Below are 22,525 nucleotides of genomic sequence, written 5' to 3'. Positions count from 1 at the left end.
TGACCCCGACTCACAACTTGTGCTCACTACGGCGCCCAATGGACCCGATGTAGTTGGTCGCTCTGGGCTTGAATCTCTGAGGTGGATCGATCAACGATGACGACAAGAGAATCTCCTGAGCTCGGTCTCGGCGCTATGGTGCGTCTCGTCGCGCGCTCGGAGATCACGGGGGCAGTGGTCGCCGTCGACACGGTCGGAGCGAGAACCCGGTGCTCGGTCTTCCGCGATGGCGCAGTCCACCGGTATTTCGCGGAGCAGGTCGAGGAATTCACGAGGCCGGCCGGGTCATCGTCTCCGCGGCGGAGCTGCACGCGGGACTGACGGCAACGTTGCTGCTCGATGAGAACAGTGACTACCTCCACTCTCGCAACTCCGGTCGCGTCGACTTTGAGCACTACCAGTACCGACTGATCCTCAAGCTGGTGCAATCTGACCGTCCGCGGATTCTTGTGGCTGACGACGTCGGTGTCGGCAAGACGATCGAGGCGTGCCTGATCTTGAAAGAGTTGTAGGTGCGCAAGAAAGCTGAGTCCGTTTTGGTGATCTGCCCACGTCCGCTCGTCGTCGACCGCGGAACTCCACTTCCGCGTCGCCAAGGGCGCTTCTTGGCCCGCTGATTCTGTCCGTATTCGCATTCCATGCGATGCGGAGGGGACATATCTCCGAGGCGCTCGGGCCGAAGGGCCGTGAGTTGCGACTCTCGACGAATGGCGTGCACTCACGGAACAGCGCGCGGGTGTCGATCTCGATGAAGCGCTCGCCGCAGGTGGGCTTGATTGATTGAACTCGGAGATGTGTCGAACCTCACTGGTGAGGCCCCGAGGGGTATCGAGTTGCTCGGGCGTCGCTGGGTGCCGCGATCGCTTTGCCGTCACGGACGGACCAGCGCTCGGGGCCCTGCCCGGAAACGCAGAAGCTCGACCACCGGCGAACAGCGACGCACTCCGAGACTCGACATTGCGGCGACCGTTGCAGCTTAGCGACAATCGGCGCCTTCTCACCACTCTATGAGGCTGTGGGACACTCGCCGAGGCCGCTCCGCGGGGCCAGTGGTCAACCGAATAAGACACGCATCGATAGCCCTGTGCACTGTCCGTTGATTCGCGAGAGCTCATCGGTGTGGGCTAGGGTCAACCTCAGGTTCAAGAGTTGCAGCTGTCGGTACCTGGCTGGCTGCACGGCAACCCCCTCCATCGAGCGGGGTGCCCCAGGGGAAGAACTGGCTCGACGCATTCGCGTGACGGGCAAGTCGATGGGAACCCGCCGCGGCGGGTTCCGGGATGGAGATTCCCATGTCCTTGATCTTTTCTGGGTCCCGAGGTGCCGACAATCTGCACCCTGTTGATGGGTGGGGCGAGGTTCCCGAGGCGGATCGCACGGTGTGGTCGCGATACATGGTCGACCACCTGCCATGGTTCCCCGGCGTGACCATCATGGTCCACATCGCGCCGGGCGTGATGGGGGGCAACACACGTGCTCCGCAGATCTGGAAGGACGCCGCTCGCGCTCTTCACGCAGCAGGGTTCACCCCTGCTGACTACTACCTGCTCGCCGAGCTCATCAAGAGCCGTATCGAGACGCTGGACGTGAACCGTCATGCTCCGTTGTTCGAGGTGTGGCCGACCGATGGTGAGCGCGGCCCGCGAAGCTTCCGCTTGAATCCGGAGCGGTGGGTGCCGTGGCTGGACCAGGTGCGCGCGGGTGGGTCACCTCGTCGCGCGTTGGAGTGGGTCCTCAGCGACGGGAACCTGAGCCCGATGGGCGGTATGTACACGAAGGACGGCGAGGCGACGACCATCGTGTGGTGATCGTCACCGACACCGAGTCGCAGTTCGACGTCGGTGTCGGTGGTGAGCACGGGGACGCCGTTCTCGGCCCGCCGGCAAAGGGGTGACCCAGTTGCACACCAACAAGTCGATCGGTATTTGGCCCCCTGAAGTGCCTGCAGAGGGTGGCGGCCCATGTGGCGTGGCGATCGCTGCGTGATCTCAAGGCCCCGCTGCGGTTCACTGATGGACGGGGAAGTGCGAGCGGCCCAGTTTCCCCGCTGTGGTCGTTGTAAACTGGGGCGCCCCCGGCCGAACGGCTGGCCTGGGGTGATCCCACTAGGGCCAGTGGGGAGACGCACGTAGCTGCCGCGGCTACGGTCACCACGTGAATGCGGACCCGATCAGAAAGAGACACGATGGACGAGCATGGACTTGGTGACCTGTGGACGCTGATCATCCCCCGCTTCGACAGGCTTCTGAGTGGGGATGTCGAGGCGGTGACGCCGCTTCTCGTACTGATCATCTGGGCTGTCGCGCTCTATGCCAGCGGCTTCGCGTGGTGGCACGCAAGAGCCGCACAGCGTCTCGTTGCGGAGACGAACCACCTTCTCGACGGACTCGAGCCGAGCAACCTGTGGGAACGCCGGAGTGAGGTGAATGCGAGATCGTTGACATGTTCTGAGCCGGTGAAAGACGCTTGGAGGGAATTTGACGAGACGCTGGTCACCGAGGACAGGCGGCTCTTCAATACTGTCAGCGCCGAAGAATTCTTCAATGAGTACCACTTCGCGCCTCGCCTATTTGGCAATAGATTTCTCCACGCCGCGCCTACCGCCCTCACCACGATCGGGCTCCTCGGTACATTCTTCGGTCTGACCGTCGGTCTTCGGAGTCTCGACCTCGGGTCAACCACGGATGAACTCCGGACGGGCATTCAGACGCTCGTTGATGGCGCCGCCCTTGGATTTACTGCGTCATTGTGGGGCGTGGCGATGAGCCTCGTGACGAACGTCCTCGAGCGCATGCAGGAGGGGCGTGTCGCCACCTCCGTGCGTCGACTTCAGAGCAGGATCGACGGCTTGTTCTCGATGCGCTCTCCCGAGCAGTCGCTCTCGGAGATCGCTTTCCATGCGAGCGAATCGCGCGAGGCGCTCCAGATCCTGCACGAGAAGATCGGCAGTGTGTTGCAGGAGTCGGTGGCGCAGGTCGGTGAGAACACGAGCCGTGCGGTCAGCGATGCCATCCAGATGTCGCTCGCACCGATCATGTCGGAACTTGCTAGCAAGGCCGCGGAGCAGTCGGCCGATGTTTTCAAGGAGATTTCCGGCGAGCTGACCGCGTCGTTCAGCGAGATCGGGGTCTCGCTTGCCGAGCAATTGAAGTCATCGTCGGATGCTATGCGAAACACTCTCGACTACATGACCGAAACACTCTCGCGTCAGGCGGACCAGCACCTCGCGCAGATGGATGTGATGGAACTGACTGCCGCGCGGCACCTTGATGGACTCCGGATGGCGACTGCCGAGCAGTTGAGCACGATCAGCGAGGCCACGACTGCACAGCTGCGATCGGTGACAGAGGCAACTGAACGACAACTCGCTCTTCTCGATGGGTCACTTCCAAGGGTTGTCACGGGTCTTGAGCGCGCAGCGTCCCTCGTTGGGGCGTCTGTTGACGGAATGGACGACGTCGTCGCAGCGCTCACAGGCGTGACATCGGACCTCGCAACGACGAGCACTGGCCTTGGCGACATGCTGGCTCAGGCGATCGGCACGATGGATGGCCTTGCGACGAAAACTGGCACGGCGGCAGGAGCCCTTGCCGCGCAGCAAGCGTCAGTGAGCGACCTGACCGGCGAGACCGTCGCGGCTGCGGAGCAACTGCGACTTGCGTCCGGCGTGTTCAGCGGCGGTTTCGACGGCATGCGTCACGCGCAGGAGCAGTTCCTCACCGATCTTGAGCACAGACTCGGTAAGCACTCCGAAGCAATGGCGGGTTGGCTTGCTACGTACGCCGACGAGGTCAGCAAGCAGACGTCGAACCGGATGGGTGAATGGAACGAGCAGACAGAACGGTTCACCTCAACCATGGTCAGTGCAGCGCTAGCGCTGTCCGACGCTGTCGACGAGCTGAGTGACCACGGCACATCCGAAGTGTCCGGCGCTGTCGCATGAGCAGACGCCTCCTGGCCCGCAGGCGGCCAGAGGAAAGCAACGAGGAGACAGTCTGGATCTCCTTCTCGGACCTCATGACCGCGCTCCTCACCGTCTTCATGCTGGCGGCTGTCGCCCTTGTCTTCTCGTTGTCGCAGGAGCAGGACGCTCTCGCTCAAGCACGGTCTGAAGCCGAACAAGCTCAGGCGCGTGGCGATAGGTTTGACGCGATGCTGAGCAGCCTGGGGACGGGCGAGAACGCCCGCGCCGAGATGGTGGCGGAGATCCGCGACACCCTCGCGGGGCAGGGGATCGACGTCGAGGTCGACCCGTCGTCCTCCGTCCTGCGTGTTCCGGTGGACCTCTTGGGGTTCGACAGCGGGTCTTCCGACATCCTCCCGCAGCATGAGGCAAATGCCTTGATCATCGGCCAAGTGATCTCGGACGCGCTGCTCAAGGACGATCGGTACATGCTGCTCGACACGGTGTTCGTCGAGGGGCACACCGATGACGTCCCGATGGATGGGCTCTTCGGGGGGAACTGGGGCCTCTCCACCAATAGAGCCATCGCGCTGTGGCGACTGTGGCAAGATGGCCTGCCGACCGATCTGGGCGTCCTCGTCGGTCACTCCGGCGAACGGCTCTTCTCGGTCTCTGGATACGCGGACACCCGACCGGTCGTGACCGTCCAGAACAGCGACAGTGACCGTGCTCCCAACCGCCGCATCGACATTCGCTTCACCGAGCATCGACTCTCTGAGGACGAGATCAGTCAGGTCCGTGACGCCCCGGAGACCAGTGAGTCCCAATGAAGCCACTCCAGATGGTCCCCGTTCCTCCTCTTCGACTCCCGCCTTGGCCGGATGAAGTTCTGCAGGCCTGGGGCGCGCGAGCCGACCGAGCCTCTCAGGTGAGCGCCAACGCGGGCGTCGGCCGGAACTTCGCTCAGCTGGTGGCGGAAGCTCGTGCCGCCCTCCTGGCTGGGGACGGGGTGACGCTCCGCCGCAGGCTGAACGAGCGGCGCTTTGTGCGTGCCGTCCTCACAGCCTGGATCAACGACGTGTCGCTCGCGCGGTCAACCTTGTCACCTGAAACCGTTCGACTCCTGACGGCTGGCGGGGCCACGTCTCGCCTGGCGACGGTCCAGGCCGCGACGCTGTTCTTCACCCATTTCGATCAACTCGATACGTGGCACGACGGGCTCTTCGGCGCCGTACGGGATCTCGTCCGCGGCGCGGTAGGGGCCCAGCGCGCTGGACACGTCAGCACCATCATCGAGACGATCCATCGCCACGACTCATTCCTGCTGGAGCAGACCGGTCCGCTTCAGCTCGCACAGCACCTCTTGACCACGGGGGAGGACATCAGCTCGTGGTTTCGGGCGAACCACCTGACCGCCCACGCGGACTCACGGTTTGGACGCACAGCCCGCGACGCCTATTACCTGACGCTGATCGAGCGTGCGAATGCCGAGAACGGCAACCACGACTTCCTGCGAGCGGTGACGTCGGACGTTCTATCTCGACAGCGCACGGAGTCGACCGAAGAAGATCGCCTCTACTTTGGACATCAGGTGCTCAGGGCGCTGACCGCGAAGACGACAAGGAACCCGAGCTCAGATTGGCTGACGGCTGTTCTCGAGATTGGAGGCGACCCGCGGGCACGACAGGCGCAGAGGTGGAAGACCTGGTGGTCACAGGTGCCTGCGGAGAACCTCGAGCGCACAGTGAGATGGATGCGTGGACTAGATCTCCGGAGGTTCCTTGAGGGTGTGGAGTCGTATGCGTTGGGCAAAGACGACGATGCGATGCTGAGGATGCTTGAGCGCAGGAAGCGACTCCTGCTGGGGCTGTACGAGCAGGACCGCGTCAATGATGTCCGATTGATCCTCGGTGATCACATTCGGACGGACATCCGGCACCGCACGAGTTCCCCCCTCCATGACGCGGCACGCCTTCGTGACGCCAGCATGGCGGACACTGCAGTCGTCTACGTTGATTGCGGCGACTTTTGGCTGGTCGAGGGCTCGCACAGCTTCAAGTTGCAGGTCTATACGGGTGGCGCCGTCGAAGGGCTCACGGACCGCGGTGTCACCCGCTTCAGCGGCGCCGATCTCCGAACCACGATCCCCTCGCGAAACGCGGAGATCTACGGAGGCAGAAGCCTACTGATCGTCGCCCATCGGGGTCTGGAATGGCTGTTCAAGTTCCTGGACTTCCTTGTGTATCACGGGATCACCGTGGATGAACGGGGGCTTATGACGGCAAACGACTATGCGGAGCTGCAGCGGAGACGGGCGAACGAGGGACGCTGGACATGGGGCTGATCGACCGACTGCGGCGGCGGGCCACCGTGCCGGACGACCCGTTCTCTCCGACGCCAGGATTCCGGATCATCTACGGCGAGGCAACCCGCTTTGTCGTGGATGCGGAGACGGTCGGACTCATGCGAGACGGCCATGCTGGGCGGAGCGCTCAAGAGCAGTTCTTCGTCCTCGATATGCTCGCTGAAGATGGCCGCGCCAGCTCCCGTGAGGACGGGTTCTCAGTCCCGGCTGAGGAGATTGCTCGCCTTGACGATGCAGACGCGATATTTCTTGGCCTTCCTCCGCGCTTCACGGGAAAGTTCGCCGCCACGGTGCACAAGTGGACCGAGTCTCGCGACTTTCGCATCGACGTCGATCTGCGGTCGGGCGCACACCCGGTCGCTCCCGACCGGCGCGGTCCCGTCGTCCTCGTCGACGGCGCGTTGCAGAGGCTCAGCCTGCCGGCGCTCCGAGCATTGAGGGCGCTCGATGACCATGGGGCGCTCACCAAAGAGGCACGAACAGAAGCTGAGAATGTCCGCCTCGTTGCTCGCCTACAGGCCGCGCGGCAGATGGCGGCAGGCTCCGACGACGTCTCAGAGCGAGATGCACGCTTTCAGCTGTCGCTTGGCGCCCTGGACAAGTTCTCCACTGTCGTCCCGACGCGCGTGGGTCTGGCGGTCGAGCTGCAGGGTGATGGGTCCCTCGCGGTCGAGCCTGAGATCGGCCTTGGTGTCGATGCGACGATGCTCAGCAAGCGATGGCAGCAGCTCGACCGATCACAGTCCGCGTCACCGCTTCCCGGCGTCGCGGGGGGCGCGACCGAGCCAGCAGTGGGAGCCGTGCTCCGTGCGGGCTCCACGCTCGTCCTGCTCGAACCTGACCAACTGGCTGGCGTCCAGGAAGTGCGTGACCGTCCTCACATCCCCGTCGGCGACGTGGCGCAGTTCCTCCGCGCCCCCGGTGCGTACTACGACCCTGCCATCGTCGATGTCGACGTCCGCTTCAGTGTCCGCGTCGCTGGGCTCGGTGTCATCGCACCACTGACCTTCACCGAAGCCGCAGCGAGCGGGCTCGACTGGTTCGCCACAGTGGGGCACGTCTCAGAGCCAGAGGCATTGGCCGTGGCTGCTCGGAGCCTGAGCGAGCAAGAGACCATCGAGAGCGACGTTGCCCAGGCATGGGTCAATGGGGACGCTGTCGTCACTGTGCGCGAACAGATCGTGAACATCGCCGATCGCAGTAGTGTCGCAGAGGCATTCCGGGCATCTCGTGCACGACTTGCAGAGTTGCCCGTCGAGGACGTGATGGCAGCAGTGGACACCGGAGGATCGGGCCGACACGTGACAGTCGGCATGCACATCCTCGAGTCAGGTGATGCCACCGACGCGCTCCGCGCCAGCGCGGCATCCGCGGCGCCAGAGCGCGCAGTCGACTATGGGCGTCTCACTCGCACACCACTTCCGCACCAAGTTGCTGGCGCGGACTGGATGACGGGGATGATGCAGTCGGCACTCTCGAGCGCGGCAGGGGACCCCTCGCGGATCCAAGGGGCGCTACTTGCTGACGACATGGGGCTTGGAAAGACCTACATGACCCTCGTCGCGTTGGCAGAGGTCCACCGGGCTCAGCTTGCCCACGAGCGTACGCCGCGCCCCATGCTGGCCGTGATGCCCGTAGCACTGCTAGAGAACTGGCTCCAAGAAGTGACCGCGACGTTCGGGACTGCGCACGGTCCCTTCGACGACATTGTCGTCCTTCAGGGACGAGGGCTCGCCGACTATCGTCTTCGGGGCGCCGCCCGCGAGACTGCGGCGAGTGAGGATGACCTCGACGCCGCTGGGATGGTGCGTGCGGACAGGATCCACGCGACCCTGCGCATCGGAGAGAGTTGGGGGGAGGCGCGCCTGGACCGCCCGGGAATTCTGGTCCTCACCACCTACGACACCCTGCGGCGTTACCAGGTGTCACTCGGTCTGGTGGACTGGGGCGTGGTCGTGTTCGACGAGGCGCAGGCGACCAAGAACCCGGAGATCCTCGCCACGCGTGCGGCGAAGGGCCTCAAGGCGCGTTTCAAGCTTCTCGTAACTGGCACACCGGTGGAAAACTCGCTGCGAGACTTCTGGTCGCTGATCGATACAGCACAGCCGGGTCTTCTTGGCTCATGGGCAAGTTTCCACCAGACGTGGGTTGTGCCGATGGCCGAAGCAACGCCCGAGGAGCACCAACGCCTTGGTCGAGAATTGCGCGCGGCGGTCGGCGACTTCATGCTCCGGCGGGTGAAGGAGGACCACCTCATGGATCTGCCAGCGAAGCGCATTCACGAATACCCTCAGGTCATGCCGATGATCCAGTCTCAGGCATACGACGACGTGCTAGCTGCGCATCGGGGTCGAGTGGCGGTGAAGGGGAGCGCGCTCAAGACGCTCCACGAGCTCGGCGCTGTGTCGCTGCACCCTGGGTTGCTCGCGGGCCAGCTCCCAAGAACTGCGGATTGCCTCGACGAATCGGCCCGAACGCTCGTGACCGTCCGGATCATTCTGGATGCAGTGCGTGCCGAGAACGAGAAGGCGATCGTCTTCGCTAAGTCCAAGGAGATCCAGCGTGCGCTCGCACTATGGCTCCTGGACCGCTACGACCTTCGGGTCGATGTGGTCAACGGTGATACCGCGGCCACTGGCGGCAGTTGTGATACACGCATGGGGAAGATTCGAACCTTCGAAGCTCGAGAGGGCTTCAACGTCATCATCATGTCTCCCCTCGCTGCTGGGGTCGGTCTCACGGTGGTCGGGGCCAACCATGCAATACACCTCGAACGGCATTGGAACCCAGCCAAAGAGGCACAAGCAACCGATCGCATCCATCGAATCGGGCAGAAGCGCGAGGTGCACGTGCACTACCCCATGGCGATCCATCCCGACATCGAGTCTTTCGATGTCAAGCTTGACAAGCTCTTGCGCACGAAAGTGGCTCTGAAGGACGCAGTGGTCGTACCGCAGGAGGTGAAGAGAGACGAGCTCGAGCGTGCCCTTGGGCTGGTGTAGACACATGTGCGTCAGGTGAGCGAGGCAAGGTGTCGATTCGGCGGCGGACCGCTCGGCCTTGCACAAAGAGCCCCCTCGAAGTCACAGCACCCAGCGCTCGACGTCGGGCATCGAAGAAGTGCAACCACGGACGGTGACCGCCCCCAGTCGCATCTTGCCAGCGCCTGTCACCGGTGTCGTGGACCATGACTGTCGCCTCCTGCCGCTCGAGAGCCTCGGCGCGTCACCGAAGGGTCCGCCGGCGTCGTGTTGTGCCCCGTCCCGGCATTGGCTACGTTCCTGTACGTATCACCGCGATTGCATGCAGACAGCTCGCAGCCTTCGCTGCGGGCGACCCTCAATGGAGAGGAACGTCGAATGATCTCGCACGCGTCCACACACCACCGCATGAGGATCCTGCGGTGGGCGGCAGCCGGGGCAGGCTGTGCCCTCGTCGCGGGAAGCCTGCTGGCTGCTCCCGCCCAGGCCGCTCCCAAGCCGACGGTCGACCCGCTGCATCCTGACTTCGGTCCCAAAGTCCAGATCTTCAGCCCGGACATGCCGCTGGCTGACATCCAGAGCGCTCTCGACTCGCTCGCCGACCAGCAGCGCGACGCCGAGATGAGCTCCGAACGTCACGCCGTCTATTTCCTTCCCGGCAGCTACGGCACGGCTGAGACGCCGCTGCAGTTCGAGGTCGGCTACTACACGGAGGTGGCCGGGCTCGGAGCATCGCCCGACGACGTCGCGGTCAACGGCGCCATCGAGGTCTACAACCGCTGCCTGGGGGACAACGGCACGAGCAACTGCATCGCGCTCAACAACTTCTGGCGCACCCTGTCGAACCTGTCGCTCCAGGTCAACAAGGCCGGCCAGGACGGGTGCCGGCAGACCGCGAACTTCTGGGCCGTGTCGCAGGCGGTCTCGATGCGCCGTGTCCACGTCACGGGCGGGAACCTGTCCCTCATGGATTACTGCACCGCGGGCCCGCAGTATGCGAGCGGGGGATTCATCGCCAACTCCGACCTGCCAGCCACGACCAACGGTTCGCAGCAGCAGTGGCTCATCCGCAACAGTCAGGTCACCGAATGGTCCAACGGCGTGTGGAACCAGGTGTTCTCCGGCGTCGTCGGCGCACCTGCTGAGACGGGCTTCCCCACCCCGCCGTATACGACGGTGGCGCAGACGCCCGTCAGCCGTGAGAAGCCGTACCTCTTCGTCGACGACGGCGGCCGCTTCGCCGTCCAGGTCCCCGCAGCGCACACGAACACCAGCGGAACGTCATGGGGCGAGGACGTGGCGGCCGGGCGCAGCATCCCGATCACCGACTTCTTCATCGCGAAGCCGAGCGACTCGGCCAAGGACATCAACAACGCGCTCGCACGCGGCCAGAACCTCATCTTCACGCCCGGCGTCTACACCATCGACCGCACCATCGACGTCAAGCGGGCCAACACCGTGGTGCTCGGCATGGGCCAGGCGACGCTCACGTCGTCCGGTGGGGTTATACCCATGGAGGTGAAAGACGCTGCGGGCGTCGTCATCGCCGGGATCACGATCGACGCCGGACCCGTTCTCTCACCGGTGCTGCTGAAGATCGGCAACAGGAACGGCGGAAAGAAGCTCGACCCGGCCAACCCGATCACGCTGAGCGACGTGTACTTCCGTGTCGGCGGGCCGCACATCGGAAAGACGACCACCGCGCTCGAGGTCAACTCTGACAACGTCCTCATCGACCACACGTGGGTGTGGCGCGCCGACCACGGCATCGAGGGATTCACGAACGGCGTGAACGGCGACACCGACCGGTGGCGGACCAACATCGGGACGAACGGCGTCATCGTCAACGGCGCCAACGTGACAGCGACCGGGCTGTTCGTCGAGCACTTCCAGACGTACAACGCCGTGTGGAATGGCGAGAACGGCCGCGTCATCCTGTACCAGAACGAGCTGCCCTACGACCCGCCGACCCAGGCGGACTGGACCCAGCGCGACGGCACGCTCGGTTATCCCGGGTACACGGTGGCCAGCACCGTCAAGAACCATCTGCTCGAAGGCGCTGGCGTGTATGTGTTCAACCAGAACAACCCGCAGATCGTCACCGCCAACGGATTCTCGGCGCCCCAGACGCCGGGCGTGCGACTGCGCCACATCATGACCGTGAATCTTGCGGCCGGCACCATCCAGCATGTGGTGAACGGCGTCGGAGCTCAGGTCGACAACTCCACCACCGGGACGCCCTCGTACGTCGTGGAGTACCCGACGCCGTAGGGGCGCGAACGGCAGGCGCCCCGGACCAGTGTGCGAGTCCGGGGCGCCTGGCGCCTCGGAGTCGCGCACCGAGTTACTTGCCGCTTCGGAAAGAGACCGCTACGCTTTCCATCATGGAAAGTCATTCTGCGCATCCCTCACCAGACGAAGCCGCAGCGGCACTGAACACGCTGCAGGCCGACAGGGAACGCCTTGCCACGAGTGTGCACGTGCCATGGGCGCTGTTGGCGGCCTTCGGAGGCGTGGGGGCGTGGTGGGTTTCGACTGCTGTCACCACTCGTCCCGGCGAGAGCTACGACCCGCCCTCGTCGAGCTGGCTGGCGCTGGTCGGCGCGCTCGTGGTCGCGTACCTGGTCCAGCGTGAGACCGGCGTCCGCTTTCGCGCGATGGGCGCACGTGCGGGCTGGGTGATGGTGGGGATCCTCGCGGTGTGCCTCCTGCTCTTCAGCATCTCTCTCGGCTTGGTGTCGATGGGCATGCAGTGGGCTGTCGCGCTGACCAGCGTCGTGGCCTTCACGGCGACGACCTGGCTGGCCGGTGTGGCGTATCGATCAGCGGTGGAGCACTTGCGCCATGAGTGAGGCGAGGTTCGACGAGACCATCCATGCGCCCGTGCGGCTGCGTATCTGCGGTCTCCTGCGCCCGGTCGACCACCTTGATTTCGCCGTGCTGCGTGACACGTTGAACGTGTCGGACGCGACCCTCTCCAAGCACGTGAAGACTCTCGCCGCAGCCGGCTACGTCTCATCGAGCAAGGCCGCATCCGCAGGCCGCGGCGATGCTCGCCGGATCACCTGGCTCACCCTCACCCCGGCGGGACGATCCGCCTTCGACGCCCATGTGCGTGCACTGCGAGAGATCGCCGGGTCCTCTGCCTGACCGACGGCACATCTGACGGAGCCCATCGCGTTCTACTCCGGTTCGGTCACCACCTCACAGCCGACCGGCTGCCTCTGACCGCCACGCATCCCGCGAGCGGACCAGTTCCGTGGCGCGTAGCGTCTCTGAGGTGACCAGCGCTGACAGACAGACCTCTGATCGCCGCGAGATTGCTCCGACGCAGGCTGCGCCCGCAGCATGAGCGGCAACCGTTCGTCCTACCTCGGCCACATCGCTGGGTTCGGGACACGCGAGGGGACGCGGGTGGTGGTGGGCCGGTGGCTCGAGTCGCCCCTGGGACGGTTCGCGGACGTCATGGTCGAGCGCGCCGACGGTACCCGCCTGCTGCTCGCACCCCGCGAAGACGTCGCCGAGCTGGTGGGGGAGACCTACACCTTCGACGCGATCCACATCGTCGACGTGCACGTCGGCGCCGACCGCGCCGCCCGGCGCTGGTCGCTGGCGGCAGGCCCGCTCACGGCCGAGATGAGCATCGGGTCCCGCACCAGCCTGGGTCACCTGCTGCGACTGCTGCCGACGGCGCCCGGTGCGGCCACCGTGCTGGCCGACCTCGCCGACCCGATCGCCCGGAACCTGCTGGACGGGGTGCGTACGCGAGGATCGGCCGGCGGCGACCGACGCGAGTGGTACACGGCGTCGGATCAGCACGCGATCGACGCCGTGCGCGCGACGTGGGGCGAGCGCAGCCTGGGCGGCGTGGCGCGCATCGACCCGCCCGTCAGGTTCGGGTTCTCCTCGGTTCCCGCAGTGCCGTCGGTGACCCGGGTGCGGACCACGATCGAGGACTCCCAGGGGGCGTGAGGCACGTGCCTCACGCCACGGCGGAAGGATGGATCGCCTCACGCGGATGGAGCCGGTCACCGGCACACCGGGGGACTAGTCGGTCTGCGCCGTCCTCAACGTGCTGCGCAGCCCTAGCACCAGCGCCCCGGCGACGAACAGGTCCTCGCCCTGCTCCGCACGCGCCCGGCGGACGGCGTCGGCCAGGGTGTCGATGCGCGCGTATGCCGCCGCGACGGTCTCCTCGGGCTGCTCGGCCTCGGCGGACAGCGCGAGCGCCGTGGCGCGCAGAGCCTCGGCGGCCGGCACGTGCAGCTCCGACCCGAACAGCGTCGCCTCTTCGTCGTCGGGGCCTTCGCGGCGCCTGAGGGTGTGAGCGAGCTCCCCGACGAGCAGAGCGAGGCTGACCAGGGCGGCGCCCTGGCGGCGGAGGTGGTCGGCCCGGCCCCGACCGCGGCGCACCCGCCAGTTGATGGGTGGCCCCTCCAAGGCCTGTCCCACGAGGTCCTCCACCGCGCGGCCGTGCACGAGAAGTTCCCCGGCGGCCGCGTGGGCGTCCGCCGGATCGCGGAGCGCGCCGCCCTCCAGGTCGCTTGCCAGCTGCTCGAGCTGGCCCACGAGCGCCTCACGGAGCGCGTCCTGGGCACGCTCGGTCTGGTCGAGCAGCAGCGGCGGGAACACCGTGTTGACGGCGGTGCCCACCGCTGCGCCGAGGGTGGTCAGCCCGAGGTAGCCGAGCACGAACGAGTCCTCGTTCCCGTGCCCGAGGATGAGCACGAACAATCCCGCGATCGGCACCCACGAGCCGCTGGCACCCAGCCAGCGGATCTGGGACACCAGGGTGCCGATGAGCACGACGGCGCCGACGCCGACGGCGCTGGGCAGCCCCAACCACTCGACTCCGATGCCCACGACCGCACCGAGAGCGATCGCCAGGAAGATCTCCGCGGACGTCCTGACCGAGCTGAGCACAGTCGTGGACACGGCGACGACCGCACCGAAGGGCGCGTAGTAGAGGTAGTCGTCCGCGATCCCGCCCAGCGCCGCCCCGACCGTCCACGCCAGTACGGCGGCCACCGCAGCGCGCACGCCCATGGCGACGCCGACGCTGCTGGACACCCGCTCTCGCAGGCGCACTCCTCTCGAGCGCAGCTCTGACATTCACATCTCCTGTCGTCTCCAGCACTCCGGGCGGACTGCGCCGAACATGCTAGGCGCCAGGCAGGTGCCCTGCGAGTTTCCGAGTTCCCAGCGGGGTGGGAGATGATCGTGGCGATGAGCGACACAGGTGCAGGCGAGGCTTTCCGTCCCGGACCCGACGACGCGCGGGACGGTGGGGACCGACGCGACCCGTTCCGAGCGGCCCCGGTCAGTGTGTGGGAGCTGCTCGGCGAGGACCTCGCCGGTGAGGTCGACGACTGGCACCACGCGATGCGGATGCTGGGAGGCGCGATCTCCTCGGCCCTGGCGACGCAGGCGGAGGAGACGATCCTCGTCGCAGCGCTCAACGACGGCGTCGCGCTCGTCGACCATGTGGGATGCCGGGACGGGCGGTCGGCAGCGCACTCGGCGCGCGCGCTCTTCGAGCACCTGGTGAACATGCGCGACGTCCAGGCGTCACCGGTGAATACGCCAGAGCGCTTCGAGGAGCACAAGCATGCCCTCGCCGACCAGGTGAGCCGTCGACGGTGGTACCTGCCGCTGCTCACCGACGCGGCGCGCCGGCGCGAGGTCAAGCGCCTCGACCGCATGGGCCGGGCAGCAGCAGGGCCGTTGGCGGCCGCGCTGGGCAAGTATCAGGGCTTCCACCTCGGATGGGCAGAGGGCGGGCTGCGCGCCCGGGCTGAGGCCCACGACCTGGGATCCGCGCACGAGGGTTACCGCATCCTGACGAGCATGGTGCAGGGTTCGAGCTCGCTCGCCGGCGTCACGCGGCAGGCGGGTGATGCGACGGAGGTCAAGGTCGGGGTGGACCTGGACCTGGCGGCGACCGCCTACGCCGAAGGACTGTCAATCCTGTCGCAGCTCTTCGACGGACTGGTGGACAGCGCCGGCGACGATGCTGAGGAGCTCCGAGCACGGACCGAGAGCCTCCTGGCCGGGTTGCCACAGGTGCGTGACGCATTGAAGAGAGTCGATGAGGAGATGTCCGGGGTGACCCCACCGCCGCTGCCTCCGGCGCGGGTTGCTGTGGTGGGGCTGTACCCGAACGGCCGACGCCGGTGGTACCTCTACGACCCTCAGGGCGAGACCGTGATCGTCGCCAACCCGCCGGCAGTCGAGCCGGACCTGTCGCACGCGATCGCTCTGCTCGAGGGCGACGACCCGGCGTCTCGGGGTGGGCGCCCGATCACGATGACCTTCGATGACATCAAGGTCGCGCCCCGGCCAGGCGCTGTCGCTGTGCCCGCCGGGACGATCCTCGTGCCCGCGGGTCACCCAGCGCGCCTGGCCGAGCCGCGTGTGTTCCGTCCCATCCCCGGCTAGGGCCCGCGCCGGGGACCCTCGCCCGTCACCGGCACGCCCCGACCGCCGACCACGCACCCCAGGCGCTCGCGGCGGGGTCTTGCCCGCGGGTCCACCACTGGGCGCGGTGGTTCACGCCGTCGCGCTCGACGACGTCGCCAGCCAGGTAGACCCGGCTCGCGTCCCACGGAGCTGAGCACTCAGTGGCGGCTGGGGGAGCTTCCGCTCGCCCGATCTCGACCCACGGGTCACCGGGGGAGCGTCCCGGCTCCTGGTTGCGGGTCCACCACCGGGCCTCGTAGACGACGCCGTCGTGCTGGACCACGTCTCCACCGGGGTACACGGTGGAGGGGAACCAGGCGTCCGGGCCCGCCGACGGTGGGCTCACCTCAGGCAGCACGACGATCTGCCTGGGGTCGGGGTTCGCCATGAGGCGGGCGCCGGTGTCTGAGGGGGCAGCGTCGGTGAGCTCGTAGAGCCCGTGCATCTCGATGGAGCCGTCTGCGGCGATCTCTGGCCGCACGGCGGTGGAGTCCGTCGTGACGAACCAGGACTCGCTCACCGTCGCCGGTCGCCCGTCGGAGGCGTCCGCCGTCGCGCCGTCAAAGTAGTTGGACGGCGCGGTGAGCAGCGACCTGTCGCTCTGCTTGAGGCCCAGGAGGTCGGTGTGCGGGTTCAGCCAGGACAGCACGCCGCTCGCCCGGTAGTTCGTGGTCGCCGCGTTGGTGTCGAGGCGGACCCCGCGGTCGTTGTCGGCCGTGGTGACGTTCTCCAGGCGCACGTCCGGGCCGGAGTTGGAGGAGACGCCGGTGGCGAGGTTGCCGTAGCTGATGGAGTTGGAGAGCAGGTGCTCACCCGGCATCGACTCCCCGCCGAGCTTGAAGCCGTTGCCCTCACCGGTCCGCGACGGGTCCTGGGAGAGGTACCCGTTGTTGTACGCCACCGAGTGCTCGACGACGACGGTGCCGATCGGCCCCGTCGTGGACTTCGCGTACAGGTCCCACCCGTCGTCGATGTTGTTGTGCGCGATGGAGTAGCGGAAGACGTTGCCGTCGCCGACGGTGAGCTTCGCGGCGAAGCCGTCCGCGTCGTTGCCGGCCGGGTCGGCGTTGTGGTGCGCCTCGGAGGACACGACGAGGTTGTGTGAGGGCCACATCGAGCGCGGCTCGCTCGACAGCCCCGAGATCTGGATGCCGGTGTCCTGGTTGTGGTGGGAGGAGACGCGCTCGACGATGTTGTGGTTGCCCTGGATGAGCATCGGCTTGAGCTTGTCGCCCGAGCCGGTGATCTCGAGGTCGTAGACGTGCCACCAGTCGCCACGCAGGTGGAGCCCGCCGCTGTCCGACTCCGACAGGTCCAGCACCGCGCGGGCACCGGGGGCGGACATGAGAGTGATCGGCGCGTCGGCGGTGCCGTCACGGCCCCGCTCGACGACGACCGCGGTGCGCGGGGTGTAGGTGCCGCCTTCCAGCACGATCTGCTGCCCGGGCTGGGCGTACGCGACCGCGGTGTGCAGGTCCAGCGGGTCGGCGCGTGTCCCGGCCCCGTCGGCGCTGGCGTCGGGCGCGACCCAGATCGACTGCCCAGGGACGCCGTAGGAGCTCACGGTGATGCTCACCGCCGCGTCCACCGGGTCGGTGGACTCGAGCTCCTCGTACTCACCGAGCTGCGGCTGGTCCGGGCCGGGGGTGGCGCGGGCGGTGAAGTGGTTCTGACCGGCGGCGAGCTCGACGGTGCCGAGCGCCTGCTGGCCGGGGACCAGGGTGAGCCCGTCGACCACCACGCGGCCCTCCGCGTCGAGGATCTGCCCGGTGCCGTGGAAGCTGGCCACCAGCGGGATGTCCAGCCGGCGTTCGGGGGTCGTGGAGGTGATGTCCACGTCCAGCGTGGTGGGCACGTACGTGGTCGGGGGCTGCTGGGCGACCTCGTCGTCGTCGGGGTGGATGGTCGTGAGCTCCCAGTCGCTGACCGTCACGACGATCTTGCGCGCGACGGCGAAGCCGACGTAGAAGGTCTCCGGGTTCTGCTGGAGCAGCATGTCCGGGTCGTAGGAGATGACCTCGACGGGGACGCCGTCGCGGGTCCAGATGGCGTGGAAGCCGGTGTTGGACTTGCGCAGCGTGAGGCTGTACACGTCGCCGTCGGTGAACTTGGGGCCGGTGGCGTCCGCGCGGTAGGTGGGGTCGAAGACCTCCGAGCCCTTGGTGCTGCGGGCACCGGCGGTGTTGTCGTTGGTGGATCCGGTGTACCCGGTGACGAACCGGGCGCCGGGCATGCCGTCGGTCAGGGCGCCGGTGCCCTCGCCGTAGCGGGTGATGAGGGCCCCGGCGGAGTTGAAGTAGCGGTGGGCGGTGTCCCCGGGGACCAGGTCGTCGACCGCGATGATGCCGAAGCCGGACTGGTTGTCCTTGGACGAGGCGTCGTCGACCGTGAAGGTGGCCTTGAGCGTGAAGTTCTCCGTCGTCGGATCGATCTGCGTGTAGTAGTACTGGAAGCCGTCCTCGGAGGCGGCGAGCTTGGTGGTGCTGGCCTTGGCATCGAAGGTGATGGATCCGTCGGCGTTCTCGGTGACGGACCCGCCAGAGTTGGCGTTGGAGCCGATGTCCGCGATCTGCCAGCGCTCGACGGCGCCGGTGACCGCGACGTCGGTGGTCGCGCCGGTCGCGGTGTCCTGGCCGCGGTGAGCGGTGACGCGCATCTGGTAGGTGGTGCCCGGGGTCAACCCCGGCACGTCCGCGGAGGTGCCGACGACGCCGTCGAGCACGGTGGTGAACTCGACGCCGTCGAGGCTCGTCTCGACGGAGTAGCTCTCCGCCTCGGGGGAGGCGGACCACTCGAGGGTGACGGTGGCCGCTCCGCCGGAGACGTCGGTGGTCAGAGCCCCGGAGATCTCCGGGGCTGCGAGCGGCAGCACGAAGGCCGGGGCGTTGACGGGCGCGGAGTCGAGGCCGACCGGCTCACCCGACCGGGTCAAGGACACCACGGCGGTGTAGCTGCCGGAGGATGCGGGGGACAGGAGGATCGTGCCTGACTCGCCTCGGACCGCGGTGAGACCCCGGTCCACCACGGTGCCCGCGGCGTCGTAGAGGACCGCGCTGGCGAGGTCGGCGCCGTCGGGCCCGATGAGGCCGGTGAAGCTCACGGTGAGCTGGGAGGGATTGCCCACGGCGGGGGAGACGTCGTCGATCACGGGGGCGGTGACGTCGGCCCACGCCACGCGCTCGACGGGGTCGTCGGCGCCGAGCTGGGCGAAGTAGAGGTTGACGCCGGAGCTGGGGGAGGCGAGCCAGTAGGTGCCTGCCGCCGGGACGTCGAGCGTCGCGGTGGCGACGGGCAGGCTCGCGTCGTCGGCGAGAGCCGGGGCGGAGTCGACGACGGTCCAGGCGGCGTCGTACAGCGCGAGGGTGCGGTCTGCTGTGCCGCTGGCGCTGCGGGCGTGGACGACGACCTCGGTCGCTGCGTCCACGGTGAACTCGAGCGAGCGCTGCGCGGCGTCGCCCGCGCCGTTGAGCTTGAGGCGCTGGGTGTAGGTGTCTCCGCGGTCGGAGATGCGTGGACCCGCGTCGACGGTCACGGCCTTCGCGGCGGTGGCCTTGACCGTGAAGTCCCCGACGACGACGTCGTTGGCGTAGGTCCCCGCCGTGACGGTGCTGGCGTTGTACGCGGTGAGCGGGCCTGCGGCGGTCGCTGAGATCGTTCCGGTGGCCAGGAGTGCCGCCGCCGCGAGAACGGCGATCGGTGCGCGGGCCCTGATGGCGTGCAGAGTCATGGATCTCCCCGTTGAGACGTCGGCGCTCGCGGTGCTCGTCGTCGAGCACGTCAAGGCGCTGGTTTGTCCCACGGTAAGCGCATTCCGTGTGATGCGTCAAGGGTCCGATTCATCCGCGTTGGTAACGCGCCGGCCGTGGCGACCGCCAGCGCTCGCGGTCCGGACCTCAGGCCGCGAAGTCGGTGATCTCGGTCAGCAACGACATCCCCATGCGGTCCACCGACCTCGCGGTCGCGCAGAGCACCACCACGCCCGTGCCCGCGGCCCGGTCGACGCCCAGCCATGAGCGGAACCCGCCGGTGCCACCGTTGTGCCAGGTGACCTGGTGCCCGTGCCGGTCGAGGGTGATCCACGCGGCCCCGATCCGCACCGCCGGGCCGGCCAGCGGGGCGACCGGGTCGAGGGCGGCCAGGCCGGGTGCCGTCCCGTCGAGGAGGGCGAGGGTGAACCGGCCCATGTCCTCGATCGTCGCGCGGATGCCGCCGGCCGGTGCGAGGGCCTCACCGGTCCAGGGCTGCTGCGGCCGTCCGAGGCGGCTCGTGCCCAGCAGCGCGCCCGGGCGCAGGTCGTCGAGAGTGTGGGGTGCGTAGACGCTGTCGAGGGAGAGTGGCCCGGCCAGCCTCGTCGCCACCAGATCGGGGAAGGTGGTGCCTGCCGCGGCGGCCACCGCGTGCCCGAGCAGCTCGAAGCCGAGGTTGGAGTAGGACGGCCGCTGCGCGCCGAGGCGGACCTGGATCGCCTGGGCGTAGAGCTGGGCCAGGTCCTCCCCGTAGGGGTTCGTTCCGTGCAGCCACATGTCGCGCATGGTGCGCAGGGTCAGGGCGCCCGGAGGCAGGCGTGGGAGCCCCGAGGCATGGGTGCTCACCGCGCTCAGCGTGACCCCTGCCGCCGGGCTCGTGCCCAGGGGCAGGAAGTCTCCGAGGGTCGATGACGCAGTGATCTCACCCCGCTCGAGCGCGTCGACGTAGAGCAGGCCGGTGAGGCCCTTGGAGATCGACCCGATCTCGAAGTCCGCCGTCGCGTCGGCCCCCAGGGTGGCCGTGGCGACCGTCCCGGACGTCACTGTCGCTGCCGCGATGACGTGGCGGCGTCTGCCCAGCCGCTCGCTCAGGCGCGCGGCGAGCGCGACGTCGTTGGTCTCGGCGGTCACGGCTGCGAGCCGGTGCGGGGGAGCCCGCAGGCGTGGGGGAGTCCGGGCGGGTCTGTCAGCGGCGCACTCATGGCCTCACAGTAGCGACGTGGGGGCGTCACCACCCGCTTCGCGTCGGCGTGTGTCCCGTCCGGGCGTCGTCGGGCATCGTCATGTCGGCGCGCAGGCCGAGCAGCCGGATCGGGCGGCCGGGGTCGATGGCACCTGCGAGGTCCAGGGCCCGGGCGAGGATCTCGCCCCGGTCGCTGGTCTCGGGCATCTTCTTCGCGTGGGTCTTGGTGGTGAAGGGGGCGTACCGCACCTTGAGCGTCAGCCCCACCACGGGGCGCCCGTCCGCCGCGACGCCTTCCAGCACGGCGGCTGCGAGGCCTCGCACGGCGTCGCGCACCTGGTCCGCGTCGGTGAGGTCGGTCTGGAAGGTGGTCTCGCGGCTGTGCCCGCGGGCGACCCACGGGGTGTCGTCCACGACGCTGGCCCCCTCCCCGCGCCCGAGCTGGGAGTACCACGGCCCCATCTTGGGTCCGAACTGCCCGGCCAGCTCCTGGGGATCGGCTGCGGCCAGCTCGGCGACCGTGGAGATGCCGAGCGTGGCCAGCCGGCCGGAGATCTTCGCCCCGATGCCCCACAGGTCCCGGGTGGGCCGGGCGCCCATCACCTCGAGCCAGTTGTCAGCGGTGAGCTGGAAGACGCCGGCTGGCTTGCCGAGGTCGGTGGCGTTCTTGGCACGGATGAGGGTGTCCCCGATGCCCACGCTGCAGTGCAGCTGGGTGCGGTCCAGGACGGCGGCCTGCAGCTGGCGGGCGTAGGCCTCGGGGTCGCCCGTCTGCGTCCCGACGAAGGCCTCGTCCCAGCCGAGGACCTGCACGACGGCGCCCGGCTGGGCTCGCAGGGTCGCCATCACCACCTCGGACGCTGCGAGGTAGGCGTCGGCGTCGACGGGCAGGAACACGGCGTCGGGCACCTTGCGGGCGGCGACGCGCAGCGGCATCCCGGACCCCACCCCGAAGGCGCGCGCCTCGTAGGAGGCGGTGGAGACCACGGCTCGCTCGGTGGGGTCGCCGCGGCCGCCGACGATGACCGGCAGGCCCGCGAGCTCGGGGCGGCGCAGCACCTCGACCGCCGCGACGAACTGGTCGAGGTCCACGTGCAGCACCCACTGGTCTCTGCTCACGCCTCCAGTGTGGCCCGACCGCTGGTCACAGGCATCACGACCAGGGCGAATCACTAGGACCGAGGTCCCGCGCGCGGGGTGGTACACGGTATACCGTGTACCAGTCGGCAGTTATCAATGAGGAGACGTCATGCGCGAACCCACCACAGATCCGCTCGCAATCGCCTACCTGGACGCAGCGGCGGCCGGAGACCTGGACGCGGTGACCACAGCCCTCGCCCAGGGAGTCGACAAGGACGCCGTCGACCGCGAGGAGGCGAGCGCAGTCCTGCGGGCCGCCCGCGGCGGGCACATGGCCGTCGTCGACGCGCTCATCGCCGCCGGCGTGGACATCGACCAGCAGGACCAGACCTGCTTCAACCCCTTCATCCTGGGGTGCATCACCAACAACCTGCCGCTGGTCCAGACGATGGTCGAGGCCGGCGCGGACCTGCGCGTGCTCACGCGCTTCGGCGGCAACGGACTGACCCCCGCCGCCGAGAAGGGCCACGTCGAGGTGGTCCGCTACCTCGTCGAGAACACCCGGATCAACATCAACCTCACCAACACCCTCGGGTGGACGGCCCTCATCGAGGCCATCACGCTCAACGACGGCGGACCCGCGCAGCAGGAGATCGTCCGGCTGCTCCTGGCCAACGGCGGCAAGCCCGGCATGACCGACGAGTTCGGGGTGACCCCGCTCGAGCTCGCCGAGGGCAAGGGCTACACCGAGATCGCGGACATCATCCGCGAGTTCCTCTGACCTGAAGCCGCTGTCATGACCTCGAT

At 67.6% G+C, this 22,525-nt stretch carries 16 protein-coding genes and 1 riboswitch; of the genes, 12 read left to right on the top strand and 4 right to left on the bottom strand.

Going from position 1 to position 22,525, the window contains the following annotated elements:
* Positions 1–209: 209 nt before the first annotated feature.
* From SS2_RS17375 to SS2_RS08240, 10 genes are all read left to right on the top strand, one after another.
* Positions 210–512, top strand: coding sequence for a hypothetical protein (locus tag SS2_RS17375; protein WP_157607257.1), 303 nt, complete (start codon positions 210–212; stop codon positions 510–512).
* 628 nt (positions 513–1,140) lie between these two features.
* Positions 1,141–1,257: riboswitch (SAM riboswitch) on the top strand.
* A gap of 23 nt (positions 1,258–1,280) precedes the next feature.
* On the top strand, positions 1,281–1,808 hold the full coding sequence (locus SS2_RS08280; RefSeq protein ID WP_157607256.1) for a hypothetical protein: 528 nt from the start codon (positions 1,281–1,283) through the stop codon (positions 1,806–1,808).
* A 377-nt stretch (positions 1,809–2,185) separates the two neighbouring features.
* Complete coding sequence (gene zorA / locus SS2_RS08275; RefSeq protein WP_066462959.1) at positions 2,186–3,943, top strand: anti-phage ZorAB system protein ZorA; 1,758 nt, start codon at positions 2,186–2,188, stop codon at positions 3,941–3,943.
* Positions 3,944–4,017: 74 nt separating this feature from the next.
* Complete coding sequence (locus SS2_RS08270) at positions 4,018–4,734, top strand: OmpA/MotB family protein (RefSeq protein WP_245643458.1); 717 nt, start codon at positions 4,018–4,020, stop codon at positions 4,732–4,734.
* Between the two features lie 98 nt (positions 4,735–4,832).
* Complete coding sequence (locus SS2_RS08265; RefSeq protein ID WP_066462957.1) at positions 4,833–6,248, top strand: EH signature domain-containing protein; 1,416 nt, start codon at positions 4,833–4,835, stop codon at positions 6,246–6,248.
* On the top strand, positions 6,239–9,271 hold the full coding sequence (locus SS2_RS08260; protein ID WP_066462956.1) for a DEAD/DEAH box helicase: 3,033 nt from the start codon (positions 6,239–6,241) through the stop codon (positions 9,269–9,271). Before SS2_RS08265 ends, SS2_RS08260 begins: the two co-directional genes overlap by 10 nt.
* 387 nt (positions 9,272–9,658) lie before the next feature.
* Positions 9,659–11,521, top strand: coding sequence for a pectate lyase-like domain-containing protein (locus SS2_RS08255; protein WP_066463255.1), 1,863 nt, complete (start codon positions 9,659–9,661; stop codon positions 11,519–11,521).
* Positions 11,522–11,598: 77 nt separating this feature from the next.
* On the top strand, positions 11,599–12,102 hold the full coding sequence (locus SS2_RS08250) for a hypothetical protein (RefSeq protein ID WP_245643456.1): 504 nt from the start codon (positions 11,599–11,601) through the stop codon (positions 12,100–12,102).
* Positions 12,095–12,400: a transcriptional regulator gene (locus tag SS2_RS08245; protein ID WP_066462952.1), complete on the top strand. Its 306-nt coding sequence runs from the start codon at positions 12,095–12,097 to the stop codon at positions 12,398–12,400. Before SS2_RS08250 ends, SS2_RS08245 begins: the two co-directional genes overlap by 8 nt.
* 198 nt (positions 12,401–12,598) lie before the next feature.
* Positions 12,599–13,222, top strand: coding sequence for a hypothetical protein (locus tag SS2_RS08240; protein WP_066462951.1), 624 nt, complete (start codon positions 12,599–12,601; stop codon positions 13,220–13,222).
* Positions 13,223–13,297: 75 nt separating this feature from the next.
* Here SS2_RS08240 and SS2_RS08235 read toward each other — a convergent pair whose 3' ends face one another.
* A complete protein-coding gene (locus SS2_RS08235; RefSeq protein WP_157607253.1) occupies positions 13,298–14,362 on the bottom strand; it encodes an FUSC family protein in 1,065 nt (354 codons plus the stop codon).
* A gap of 114 nt (positions 14,363–14,476) precedes the next feature.
* Here SS2_RS08235 and SS2_RS08230 point away from each other — a divergent pair, with 114 nt between their 5' ends.
* Positions 14,477–15,688, top strand: coding sequence for a hypothetical protein (locus SS2_RS08230; RefSeq protein WP_066462948.1), 1,212 nt, complete (start codon positions 14,477–14,479; stop codon positions 15,686–15,688).
* Between the two features lie 25 nt (positions 15,689–15,713).
* Here the strand turns inward: SS2_RS08230 and SS2_RS08225 are convergent, their stop codons facing one another.
* From SS2_RS08225 to SS2_RS08215, 3 genes are all read right to left on the bottom strand, one after another.
* Positions 15,714–19,436: a right-handed parallel beta-helix repeat-containing protein gene (locus SS2_RS08225; RefSeq protein ID WP_066462947.1), complete on the bottom strand. Its 3,723-nt coding sequence runs from the start codon at positions 19,434–19,436 to the stop codon at positions 15,714–15,716.
* Positions 19,437–19,602: 166 nt separating this feature from the next.
* Positions 19,603–20,586, bottom strand: coding sequence for a serine hydrolase domain-containing protein (locus tag SS2_RS08220; RefSeq protein WP_066462945.1), 984 nt, complete (start codon positions 20,584–20,586; stop codon positions 19,603–19,605).
* Positions 20,587–20,683: 97 nt separating this feature from the next.
* Positions 20,684–21,757 (bottom strand): DNA polymerase IV, encoded by a 1,074-nt coding sequence (locus tag SS2_RS08215; protein WP_500799066.1) that lies wholly within the window; start codon positions 21,755–21,757, stop codon positions 20,684–20,686.
* Between the two features lie 130 nt (positions 21,758–21,887).
* Here SS2_RS08215 and SS2_RS08210 point away from each other — a divergent pair, with 130 nt between their 5' ends.
* Positions 21,888–22,499 carry an ankyrin repeat domain-containing protein gene (locus SS2_RS08210; RefSeq protein ID WP_066462944.1) on the top strand — a complete coding sequence of 204 codons (612 nt, stop codon included), beginning with the start codon at positions 21,888–21,890 and terminating at the stop codon, positions 22,497–22,499.
* The last annotated feature ends 26 nt before the right edge of the window (positions 22,500–22,525 follow it).

Origin of the sequence: Sanguibacter suarezii NBRC 16159, assembly GCF_001552735.1 — a bacterium.
GTDB lineage: Bacteria > Actinomycetota > Actinomycetes > Actinomycetales > Cellulomonadaceae > Sanguibacter > Sanguibacter suarezii.
This window is presented reverse-complemented; position numbering and strand designations above follow the sequence as displayed.